Below are 10,994 nucleotides of genomic sequence, written 5' to 3' on the forward strand. Positions count from 1 at the left end.
GGGCAGGGCAATCTGCTCGGTAACCCACGACCTTCATAGCGAGGCCCCGCCCGCGCGACCCGGGCCGACCCGGGAGCTACTCATACCGTCTGACCGACGCGCCGGCTACGAGGGCCAGGCGCCGGGCTCCTCCACGGGGCCGACGAGGCCGACGCGCACGTCGGCGAGGAGCTGCTGCCACGCGCCCTCGTCGAGCGGGCCCTCACAGTCGAGCGCGAGCACGACGGACTGGGTCGACGCGCCGCCGTCGAACGTGGGCACGCTCGCGACGCGCGCAGCACCCCGCACCTGCACCGGGCCCCGCGGGGTGTCGACGTCCCAGTCCTGCGCCACCGCGTTCATGCCCTGGATCGCCACGCCGTCGGAGGTGAGCGGGAGCAGGACGTCGCGCGTGGCCGCCGGGTCGCCGCCGTCCGCGTCGACGGTCTCCGCGAGCAGCGCCTCGGACACCTCGCGGGCGCCCGTCGTCGGAGGCGCGGCATCGCTCGTGCCGTGCCACGAGAGCACGCACGCACCGGCGGACCCGACGACCTGCCACCCCGCGCGCGCGACGAGCGGCGCCGCGGTCGGCGCCCCCGACAGGCTCACGACCTCGGGGGTATCGGCGACCGGGGCGGCGCCCGGGTCCGGGCCGGTCGCCCCGTCCTGCTCGCCCGGGGACGTCCCGGATCCTGGCTCGGTGTCCGGGGAGGAGGGCGAGCCGTCGGTCGCGTCCGGACCAGGGACGCTGTCCGGCCTGCTCGTCCTGGTCGCGTCGTCGGTCGGGTCGGGCGCCTGGCCCCCGGTGCACGCGCTCGCGACGGCCACGGCCAGCACGACCCCGACCGCGAGCGCCACGCCCTGACGCGGCCCGCGGGTCATGACCGACCACCCCACCGGCCGCGGTGCACGACGTCGTCGAGCGGCTTGCGCTCGCGACGTCGCGGCGAGCCCGTGGTCGCCCGGTCGGCGGGGTGCCCGACGGCGACGACCCCGGTCGGGGCGTACGTGTCGGGGATGTCGAACGCCGCGCGCAGCCGCGCGACCTCGCCCGGCGCGACGCCGAAGAAGCACGCGCCGAGCCCCTCGTCGACGGCGGTCTGCAGCATGAGCAGGGCGGCCATCCCCGCGTCGACGTGCCAGTACGGCACGGCCCAGCGGTTCTCGTCGCGGTCGGCCCAGCCCTTGTCGTCCTCGGCGTACCGGTCGAGGTAGACGTCCTTCGACGTGAGGACCACGACCAGCACGGGCGCGGTGCGCATCCCCGCGAGCCACGTGCTCATGCTCCGCTCGGGCTGCTCGGGCGAGCTCGCCGCCCAGAAGCGCGCGACGTCGTCGGGCTCGGTGAGCACGAGGAACGACCACCCCTGCGCGAACCCCGCGCTCGGCGCGCGGACCGCGTTGCGCACGAGGCTGTCGACCGCGTCCGGGGCGACCGGCTCGTCGGTGAACCGGCGCACCATGCGCCGGCGTCGGACGACGTCCTGGAACTCCACGTGGCCCCCTCGGCACGGTCCGGCAGCAGGTCCCCGCACCCTACCCGGCGACGTGCCGCGTCGTCCGGCCCGCCCGGCCCGACGGCGGAGCGTCGGACCGGGCGGGGGCGCGCCGGCTCAGGCGGCGTCGAGGCGGGCGCGCAGCTCCGGGTCGAGGTCGAGGTCCGCCGCGCCGAGCAGCTCGTCGAGCTGCTCGATCGTGCTCGGCCCGACGAGCGGGACCACCGGGTGCTCGCCCCCGAGGAGCCAGGCGAGCACGACCTGGTTGGGCGTCGCACCGAGCTCGCCCGCGACCTCGTGGAGGAGGCGGATGCGCTCGCGCGTGGTCGGGTGGTCGAACCCGTCCCACAGCGGCTTGTCGCGGCGCACGTACGCGCCCTGGAGGATGGGCGAGTACGCGGTGACGGCGAGCGGCGGGCGCCCGTCGACGCCCGTGGACGCCGCGTAGTCGAGCAGCTCGTACGACGCCCAGTTGTGCCGGCCCACCGCGGGCGTCGGGTAGGCGTAGGTGAAGTTCTGCTGGACGAGCCCGTAGGGTGCGACGCCCTGGCGCAGCGCCTCCTCGCGCGCCTCGACGACGCGCCACAGCGCGACGTTCGAGATGCCCGTGATGCCGACGACGCCCTCGGCCTGGAGCTTGCCGAACGCGCCGACCGTCTCGGCGAGCGGCGTCTCGTGGTCGTCGACGTGCCCGTAGAGCACGTCCACGTGGTCGATGCCGAGGTGGCGCAGGCTCTCGTGCGCCTCGTACCCGATGACGTCGGCGCCGAGGCCCTGGAAGTTCGTGGGCTCGACGTTCTGCAGCGGCAGGGCGGGGTCCTTCTTGGCCGCGCCGAGCTTGGTCGCGATGCGGACCTCGTCGCGCACGCCGCGGCTCGCGAGCCAGCGGCCGAGCAGGTCCTCGCTGTCGCGGCCGTGGCCGCCGGCCCACAGGCTGTAGTTGTTCGCCGTGTCGAGGAACGTCCCGCCCGCTTCGGCGAAGCGGTCGAGGATCGCGAACGAGGTGTCCTCGTCGACGAGCGTGCCCATGTTCATCGTGCCGAGGCACAGGGTCGACACGTCGAAGGAGGTGCGCCCGTCGCCGATGGTGCGGTACCGCATGGTGGTCTCCCGAGGTTCGTGGTGGACCCGAGTGGTCCGTGGTGGACCCGTGGTCCTGATGACGTGCTCCACGCTACGGAGAGATCGGCACGGGTGTACGGTCCGATTCCATGGTGCTGAACCAGACCAATTCCTCGTCGGTGGCCGGTCCGGCCGCGGCCGTCGCGCGCCCCGGCCCGACGGCGGAGCTCGCCTGGGAGGCGCTGCTCGACCTGGGGACGGGGCCGGGCTCGCGCGTCGAGCGGCTCGAGCGCGCGGTCCGCGACGCGGTGCGCGCCGGGCGCGTCCCCGTCGGCGCCGCGCTGCCGCCGAGCCGACAGCTCGCGGAGACGCTCGGGGTCTCGCGCTGGGTCGTCACGGAGGCGTACGGCCAGCTCGTCGCCGAGGGGTTCCTCGAGGCGCGCACCGGCTCCGCGACGCGTGTCTCCGCCGCGGCCCGGCCGACGAACCCGGTGGGGCCCGGGGCGGGCGCAGGTCACGACGCAGGTCGTGCGGGACGAGCGGCGGACCGTCGACCCGCGCCCACCCTCCCGGACTCCGGGCGGGCCGCGGGGTCGGCCCGGGCACGCACCAGCGCACGCGCCCGGTTCGACCTCGCCCCGGGCGTGCCCGACCTGCGGCACGTCCCGCGCGACCCGTGGCTCCGCGCGGCGCGCGAGGCGTTCGCGGACGCGTCGAACGACGACCTCGGCCAGCCCGCCCCCCCGGGGCACCCGCACGCGCGGGCCGTCGTCGCCGACCACCTGCGCCGGGCACGCGTCGTCGCCGGGCCGGACGACGCCGTCGTGCTCGCGCGCGGAGCGACCGACGGCATGGCGCGCGTCGCCGCGGCGCTCGTCGAGGCGGGCCACACGCACGTGCTCGTCGAGGACCCGAGCTGGTCGGTGCTGCGCGACGTCGCGGGGCGCGTCGGCCTCGTGCCCGTCCCGGTCCCCGTGGACGACGCGGGCGCGGACGTGGACGCGCTCGTCGCCGCGTCGCGGCGGACCGGGGCGCGCGCGGCGCTGCTGACGCCCGCCCACCAGTTCCCCACCGGCGCCGCGCTCGCCCCCGAGCGGCGCGAGGCGGTGCTCGCGTGGGCCCGTGCCGTCGACGGCCTCGTGGTCGAGGACGACTACGACGCCGAGTTCCGCTACGACCGTCGGCCCGTCGCCGCGCTCCAGCAGCTCGACCCCGACCGCGTGGTCCTGCTCGGCTCGGTGAGCAAGACGATGAGCCCGGCGTTCGGCGTCGGGTGGATGGTCGTGCCCGCGCGCTGGCGCGAGTCCGTGGTGCGCGCGGCCGCCACGACGCACGGCCCGACGGCGGCCCCGTCCACGGTCGACCAGCTCACGTTCGCGCGGTTCGTCGCCGCGGGCGGGTACGACCGCCACCTGCGCGCCGCGCGCGGCCGGTACCGCCGCCGTCGCGACGCCGTGCTCGCCGCCCTCGCGCGCGAGCTGCCGGGTGCCGCGGTGAGCGGCATCGCGGCGGGGATGCACGCGCTGCTCACCCTGCCCGGCTCACCCGACGACCCCGCGCCCGACGCCGCGCACGTCGTGCGCGAGGCCGCGCGGCGCGAGGTCACCGTCGTCGACCTGCGCCGCTACCAGGTGCGCCCCGCCGAGCGGTCGACGACCCTCGTGCTCGGGTACGGCAACCTCGCCGACGCCCGCGTCGACGAGGCCGTCGCCCGCCTCGCCGACGCGGTGCGGAGCGCCCGCAGGAGCGCCGTCAGCCCTTCAGGACGGTGACGAGCGCGGGGAGCGGGTCAGGGAGGTCGCGCGCCCGGCGCTCCTCCACCCACGCCCCCCGCACGACCTGGCTCCAGGCCGGCTCCGCCCGGCATCGCGCGGCGATGCGACCAGCCAGGTCGGGCCGCCCGACGATCGCCTCCTCGACGATCCCCGCTCCGAGCCACGTGACGAGGCGCTCGTCCTCGCTCGCGACGGCCTGCGCGACGAGCGCGTCGAGCAGCGGCAACGGGTCGGCGTCGTGCTCGACGCAGCTCCGTGCCACTTCCGAGACCTCGACCTCCGCCTCCGACCGCAGACGCTCGGCTCGTGTGCCCGCGGTCAGCAGGAGCCAGCCGAGGTAGCGTCGCGCGAGGTCCTCCGGTGTCGACATGCGCCCGATGCTGCCACGCCGGGCCGCGAGGTCACTCGTCGTGGGACAGGAGGCTGAACTCGGCGAGGAGCTCGCCGATCTCCGTGGCGTCCACCTTCTTCTGGAGCCGGTCGCGCAGGATCCGCGGCCCGGGGAGGTCGAGCTCCTCCCCGTCGCGCAGGGCGCTCACCGCGGCGAGCAGCTTGCGGACGTCGTACGTGCTGTTGAAGACCTCGGGGACGCCCCGCTCCAGGTCGAGGAGCTGGTAGGCCGCCTCCATCCCGGTGCGCACGGAGTACTCGGTCGTGAAGATCGTGTCCCGCGTCGTCTCGGCGAACTGGCCGATGAACGCGAAGTTCTTCGCGCCGTCGGGCACGACCTGCGGCCGGTCGCCCGCGTGCCGGGGCATGAAGAACGCCGTGACGTACGGCATCATCACGGGCACGCAGCTCGCGGCCTCGGCGGCGAGAGTCGGGATGTCGGCCTCGGGGACGCCGAGGTGGTACAGCCACTCCTGCGTGATCTCCTCGCCCGTGCAGTCCTGGAGCGGCTTCTTCACGTAGTCGCCCGGCGTCTCGACGAACAGCCCGTACACCCACACGACGATCTCGTCCGGCGACTGCGCCTTGAAGTGCGGCTGCCGGTTGACGGTCCAGCTCATGAGCCACGCCGAGTCGCGCGCGGTGACGATGCCGCCCGTGACGACCCTGCCGCTGAACGGGTCGCGCTTGCAGATGCGCTCGATGTACTCGGGGATGCGCCGGTCGAGCGTCGTGACGGTCGCGGACTGCCACTTGGTGCGCGGGATGTCGGTGCTGAACACGTCGGGCCGGCCGAACGCCGGGTCCTTCGCGGCGACGCGCCGCCACAGGTCCCACGCGGGCGCCGGCCCCGTGTCCAGGCGGGCGGGGGTGTGCTGGTCGCCGTTGTCGGAGTTCTCCGTGAGCGAGCCGATGGTCGCGATGACGAGGTCGTCCTCGCCGAGGTCGATCGTCTGCTCGACGGCGGCGCCACCGGACTCGTGGCCTGCCCCGTGGTCCAGCAGGTGCAGCCGCGTCGCGACCTTGCGGTCGGGCGCGAGCTCGAAGTCGACGTCGGTGACCTCGACGTGGAACCGGAACGTGACGCCCTGGTCCATGAGCCAGCGCGTGAGCGGCAGCACCATCGACTCGTACTGGTTGTACTTGGTGAACTTCAGCGCCGAGAGGTCGGGCAGGCCGCCGACGTGGTGGATGAACCGGTGCAGGTAGAGCTTGAACTCGAGCGCGCTGTGCCACTCCTGGAACGCGAACATCGTGCGCCAGTACAGCCAGAACTGGCTGTCGAGGAAGTGCTTCGACATCACCTCCTCGATCGACTTCCCCTCCATGTCCTCGCGCCGCGCGAGGAAGATCTTCGTGATCTCCTTCTGCGCCTTCTCGTCGAGGCGGAACAGGTTGTCGAACCGCGCGTCCTTGCCGCGGTCCTCGGTGACGCGCTGGAGCGAGAAGTTCGGGTCGTCCTTGTTGAGCCAGTAGAACTCGTCGAGGACCGAGACCCCCTCGGTCTCGATCGACGGCACGGAGCGGAACAGGTCCCACAGGCACTCCATGTGGTCCTCGAGCTCGCGCCCGCCGCGGATGACGAACCCGCGCCGCGGCTCCTTGATGCCGTCGAGAGCACCGCCGGGGAGCTTGAGGCGCTCGTAGACGGTGATCTTCTCGCCCGGGACCTGACCGTCGCGGACGAGGAAGCCCGCCGCAGAGAGCGAGGCGAGCCCCGCTCCGACGAGATGGACGGACCCGATCCGGTCCGTCCGCTCGGGCCTGCGCGGTCGCGCGAAAGCCTCGTAGTTGCCGCTCGAGTAGTACATGCCACTCCCTCTCACCGCCGACGACCGGAAAGGAGCGCCGCCCGCGGTGGCGCTCCCCTGCCATGCTCACGCCGGGCACGAGCGACCGCATCTCGGTGCACGAACGTGCACGGGTCCCCGCGACCGCAAGACCGGGACACCCGGGCACACGAGCAGGGCATGGAGACGACGCCGCCCCGCCCCCGCCCGTCCCGGACGACGGCGGCGCTCGCCCTGGCCGGCCTGCTCGCCCTCTCGGCCGGGGCGTCCGCGTGCGCGCCCGCGGGCGTGTCGTGGCCGGTCGCCGGGCTGTCGGACGCGCGGGACCGGTGGGCCGCGGCGGGGTACGACGACTACGCGTTCACGCTCACGTCGTCGTGCGGCGAGCGGAACCTCGTCGGGGACTTCGACGTCGAGGTCGTGGGCGGCGAGGTGGTCGCGGTGTCCGCGAGCCTCGCGCACCTGGAGATGACCCCGGAGTCGTACGTCGAGAGCGGTGGCCGCACGGTCGACGGGTTCCTCGACCTCGTCGACGAGCGCCACGACGACGTCACCGACGTCGCGTTCGACGGCGAGCTGGGCTACCCGACGTCGCTCACGCTCGACCCGATGCCGCGCGCGATCGACGACGAGGAGTGCTACGCGATCACGGACGTGCACCCCGCGCACGGCTGACTGCCGCCCACCCGGGCGACCGCACGCCGTCGGGCGACCCGGCCGCGCAGCGTGACGCTCAGAGCCGCTCGGCGAGCAGCTCGACGAGGGCCTTGCCCTGCACGCCGGCGAGGTCGTCGGCCTGGGTGCGGCAGGAGAACCCGTCCGCGAGGTACACGTCGCCGGGGGCGGCGTCGCGCAGCGCGGGCAGCAGCGCGTTCTCCGCGACCGCGACCGACGTCTCGTAGTGGCCCTTCTGCATGCCGAAGTTGCCCGCGAGGCCGCAGCAGCCGGCGAGGACCTTGATCGTCGCGCCCGCGTCGCGCAGCAGCCGCTCGTCCGCGGCGAAGCCCATCACCGAGTGCTGGTGGCAGTGCGGCTGCACGACGGCGGTCACGTCCGACAGGTCGGGCACGCGCCACCCGGACTCGCGGCCGGGCGCGGTGTCGACCGACGTGAGGAGCTCGGCGAGCGTGCGCGTCGCCGCGGACACGGCCTGGGCGCGCGGGTCGTCGGGGAACAGGTCCACGAGGTCGGAGCGCAGCACGGCCGTGCACGACGGCTCGAGCCCCATGATCGGGATGCCGTTCACGGCGTACGGGCCGAGCACGGACAGCAGGTTCTCCAGGCGCTTGCGCGCGCCGTCGAGCTGGCCCGTGCTGATCCACGTGAGGCCGCAGCACGCCTGCTCGTCCGGCACGACGACGTCGTACCCCGCCGCGGTGAGCACCTTGACGGCGGCCTGCGGCACGCCCGGCGACATGTTGTCGCTGAACGAGTCGGTCCACAGCACGACCTTGGGGCGCTCGTCGCGCACGGGGTGGCCGGGCCGCTCGCCGATGCGCAGGCCGGGCACGCCCTGGGTCGCGCCGCCGCGCTTCCACCACGTGCGGAAGGGCACCTCGGCGAACGTGGTCATCGAGCGGCGCGTGTCCATGCCGCCCGCCCAGAGGACCGTCTTCGCCAGCGGCCGGAAACCGAGCAGCTTGTTGGCCAGGCGCGGCATGCCGGTCGCGAGCCGTGCCCAGATCGGCAGCCAGCCGAGCGAGTAGTGGTCGACCGGGCGCAGCTTGCCGCGGTACGTACGGTAGAGGACCTCGGACTTGTACTGCGCCATGTCGACACCCGCGGGGCAGTCGCTCGAGCACGCCTTGCAGGACAGGCACAGGTCGAGCGAGTCGCGCACCTCGGGCGCCGCGAGACCGCCGACGAGAGTGCCGTTCACGGCCTCCTGGAGCACGCGGGCGCGGGCGCGCGTGACGTCCTTCTCGTCCTTGGTCGCCTGGTACGACGGGCACATGAAGCCGCCCGCGGCGCTGGTGTCGGCGCGGCACTTGCCGACACCGACGCAGCGGTGCACGGCCTGGGTCATGTCGCCGTGGTCGTGCGCGAACGAGAAGCCCTGGTAGCCGGCGCGACGCGAGATCTTCGTGACCTTCGCGGGCGCGGCCGTGCTCGTCCCGGGCGTCCCCGGCGCGCCGACCTTCGAGAGCAACGGGTGCGCGTGCGGGCGGCGCAGGTCGTCGTCGACCGCGCTCGGGCGCACGACGACGCCCGGGTTCATCACGTCCCGCGGGTCGAACAGCGCCTTGAACTGCTCCATGAGCGCGATCGCCTCGGGGCTGTACATGACCGGGAGCAGCTCCGAGCGTGCGCGGCCGTCGCCGTGCTCGCCCGAGAGCGAGCCGCCGTACTTCGCGACGAGCTCGGCCGCCTCCAGCATGAACGTGCGCAGCACCGACCCCGACGCCTCGAGCGGGATGTCGATGCGCAGGTGCACGCACCCGTCGCCGAAGTGCCCGTACGGCAGGCCGTCGACGCCGTAGCGCGCCATGAGCGCGTCGAGGTCGCGCAGGTAGTCACCCAGCTTCTCCGGCGGGACGGCGGAGTCCTCCCAGCCCGGCCACGCCTGCTCGCCCGCGGGCGTGCGCCCGGCGAGCCCCGCGCCGTCGGCCCGGATCTGCCACATCTTGGTCGCCTCGGGTCCCGCGGGCAGCATCATCGTGGCCTCGCTGCCCGACGCCGCGACGATCGCCTCCGCGTTCGCCATCGCCTCCTCAGGGGTCGCGCCCCCGACCTCGACCATGAGCCAGCCGGCGCCCGGCGGCAGCGGCGGGACGGACGCGTCGCCCTTGGCGCGACGCACGACGTCGACGAGCCGCGCGTCGAGGCCCTCGACCGCGAGCGGGCTGAGGTTCAGGAAGGTCGGGACGTCGTCGGCCGCGGACGGCATGTCCGGGTAGCCCAGCACGACGAGCGTCGGCTTGGACGGCACCGGCACCAGGCGGACCGTCGCCTCGAGGATCGTCACGAGCGTGCCCTCGGTGCCGACGAGCGCCTTCGCGAGGTCCGACCCGTTCTCCGGCAGCAGGTGCTCGAGCGAGTACCCCGACACCTGGCGCCCGAACCGCCCGAACTCCGTCCGGATCAGCGCGAGGTTCTCCCGGACGAGCTCCGCGAGCCCGGGGACGTCGGCGAACGTCGGGTCGCCCTTGCCAGCCGTGAAGCGGCGGCCGCGGCCGTCGACGACGTCGAGCTCGATCACGTTGTCGACCGTGCGCCCGTACGCGACGGCGTGCGGCCCGCACGCGTTGTTCCCGATCATGCCGCCGAGCGTCGCGCGGTTCTGCGTCGACGGGTCCGGCCCGAACCGCAGCCCGTGCGGCGCGGCCTGCTGCTGGAGCGCCGACATCACGACGCCCGGCTCGATGCGCGCCGTGCGCGCCTCCGGGTCCACGTCGAGCACGCGGTTCACGTGCCGCGTGAAGTCCAGGACCACGCCTGGCCCGATCGAGTTCCCCGCGACCGACGTCCCGGCGCCGCGTGCCGTGACCGGCACCTCGAGCTCGCGCAGCACGTCGAGCGCCGCGACGACGTCGTCCGCGTCCTGCGGGTACACCACGGCCTCGGGCACGACGCGATAGTTCGACGCGTCCGTCGAGTACTCGGCCCGGCGCCGCGTGGAGGAGTCCACCCCGCCGCGCACGACCGTGCGCAGCGCCTCGGCGAGCGCCGTGCGCGCGACGTCGGCCGCGCGTTCGGCCTCGCGGAGAGCGGCCGCGCGCTCCGCCTCCGGCGACGTCGTCGCGCGGGAGCCGGACCGCCGCGAACCGTTCCCGTCGTGCTGCGGGGCAGGGGTCGGGGTGGCGTCGATCTCAGCGGACACGTCGCGATTGTCGCACCCTCGCGCCCGGAGCCCCGGAACCGTCCGCCCCGTGGCTCTCCGAACCGCCGAGGTAGAGCCCTGGTCGGCCGAGGTAGAGGCGTGGTCGGGTCTCAGGCCCGCGGCGTGGGTTCGCGGTGGGGGTGGTCTCGGTGCTCGGGGCTGCCGCGCCGTCACCATGGTCGTTCGGGTGGGGGTTCTTGGAGCGCGGCTCTGACGCCCCTTCGCATCCGAGCCCACCCCCACCGCTCGGCCGTCGCCTTCGTCCTAGCCTCGTGATCGCCCGCGCACCGCCAGGAAGACGGGAGGCGGCCCGGCCCGCCGGGCCTGCCGAGGCAGAACTCCGGTCACGCGAGGTAGAACCCTGGTCCGCCGAGGTAGAACCCTGGTCACGCGAGGTAGAACGGTGGTTGGCCGAAGGAGAACCGTGGTCGGACCACCGGCGGGCCGGCCGCCGTCGGACATCGGACGACCACGACACACCGACGGCGAGACCGCGGACTACGCGGCGACAACGGCACGACCCGAACAGGGCGTCGCCGGACCAACCCGACACCGCAGGCAGTCGCCCGAGGCGAACACAGACCAGGGCGAGACGAAACCGGGTCGGGGTGGGTGGTGGTGCCGCGTCGTGGCGGGCCTGGCGGGAGCCGCGAGGAACGAGCGGCGGATGGTAGACGCGGCA

Annotated in this window: 8 protein-coding genes; 2 read left to right on the forward strand and 6 right to left on the reverse strand. The window is 74.4% G+C overall.

Annotated elements, in window-relative coordinates:
• Positions 1 to 105: 105 nt before the first annotated feature.
• From ACZ402_RS16820 to ACZ402_RS16830, 3 genes are all read right to left on the reverse strand, one after another.
• Complete coding sequence (locus tag ACZ402_RS16820) at positions 106 to 861, reverse strand: hypothetical protein (RefSeq protein ID WP_375825527.1); 756 nt, start codon at positions 859 to 861, stop codon at positions 106 to 108.
• Entirely contained in the window at positions 858 to 1,475 is a 618-nt protein-coding gene (locus ACZ402_RS16825; RefSeq protein WP_375825528.1) for a nitroreductase family protein, read from the reverse strand. The genes ACZ402_RS16820 and ACZ402_RS16825 overlap by 4 nt, the downstream gene beginning before the upstream one ends.
• 117 nt (positions 1,476 to 1,592) lie before the next feature.
• Positions 1,593 to 2,576 carry an aldo/keto reductase gene (locus tag ACZ402_RS16830; protein WP_375825529.1) on the reverse strand — a complete coding sequence of 328 codons (984 nt, stop codon included), beginning with the start codon at positions 2,574 to 2,576 and terminating at the stop codon, positions 1,593 to 1,595.
• A gap of 110 nt (positions 2,577 to 2,686) precedes the next feature.
• On the opposite strand from ACZ402_RS16830, the gene pdxR reads away from it, so the two are divergent.
• Positions 2,687 to 4,309 (forward strand): MocR-like pyridoxine biosynthesis transcription factor PdxR, encoded by a 1,623-nt coding sequence (pdxR, locus tag ACZ402_RS16835; RefSeq protein ID WP_375825530.1) that lies wholly within the window; start codon positions 2,687 to 2,689, stop codon positions 4,307 to 4,309.
• On the opposite strand, the gene ACZ402_RS16840 is transcribed toward pdxR, so the two are convergent.
• Both ACZ402_RS16840 and ACZ402_RS16845 read right to left on the reverse strand, forming a co-directional pair.
• Positions 4,290 to 4,682 (reverse strand): hypothetical protein, encoded by a 393-nt coding sequence (locus ACZ402_RS16840; protein ID WP_375825531.1) that lies wholly within the window; start codon positions 4,680 to 4,682, stop codon positions 4,290 to 4,292. The two genes, pdxR and ACZ402_RS16840, sit on opposite strands and share 20 nt — an antisense overlap.
• Positions 4,683 to 4,713: 31 nt before the next feature.
• Entirely contained in the window at positions 4,714 to 6,513 is a 1,800-nt protein-coding gene (locus ACZ402_RS16845) for an oleate hydratase (RefSeq protein ID WP_375825532.1), read from the reverse strand.
• A gap of 159 nt (positions 6,514 to 6,672) precedes the next feature.
• On the opposite strand from ACZ402_RS16845, the gene ACZ402_RS16850 reads away from it, so the two are divergent.
• On the forward strand, positions 6,673 to 7,167 hold the full coding sequence (locus ACZ402_RS16850; protein WP_375825533.1) for a DUF6174 domain-containing protein: 495 nt from the start codon (positions 6,673 to 6,675) through the stop codon (positions 7,165 to 7,167).
• 58 nt (positions 7,168 to 7,225) lie between these two features.
• Here the strand turns inward: ACZ402_RS16850 and ACZ402_RS16855 are convergent, their stop codons facing one another.
• Positions 7,226 to 10,144: an FAD-binding and (Fe-S)-binding domain-containing protein gene (locus ACZ402_RS16855; protein WP_375825601.1), complete on the reverse strand. Its 2,919-nt coding sequence runs from the start codon at positions 10,142 to 10,144 to the stop codon at positions 7,226 to 7,228.
• Positions 10,145 to 10,994: the final 850 nt, after the last annotated feature.

Source organism: Cellulosimicrobium sp. NPDC030954, assembly GCF_055571305.1.

Excerpts from the sequence above, each read along its gene's own strand:
- pdxR (WP_375825530.1), top strand. The coding sequence starts at position 2,687 with ATGGTGCTGAACCAGACCAATTCCTCGTCGGTGGCCGGTCCGGCCGCG.
- ACZ402_RS16845 (WP_375825532.1), bottom strand. The coding sequence starts at position 6,513 with ATGTACTACTCGAGCGGCAACTACGAGGCTTTCGCGCGACCGCGCAGG.
- ACZ402_RS16820 (WP_375825527.1), bottom strand. The coding sequence starts at position 861 with ATGACCCGCGGGCCGCGTCAGGGCGTGGCGCTCGCGGTCGGGGTCGTG.
- ACZ402_RS16830 (WP_375825529.1), bottom strand. The coding sequence starts at position 2,576 with ATGCGGTACCGCACCATCGGCGACGGGCGCACCTCCTTCGACGTGTCG.
- ACZ402_RS16850 (WP_375825533.1), top strand. The coding sequence starts at position 6,673 with ATGGAGACGACGCCGCCCCGCCCCCGCCCGTCCCGGACGACGGCGGCG.
- ACZ402_RS16840 (WP_375825531.1), bottom strand. The coding sequence starts at position 4,682 with ATGTCGACACCGGAGGACCTCGCGCGACGCTACCTCGGCTGGCTCCTG.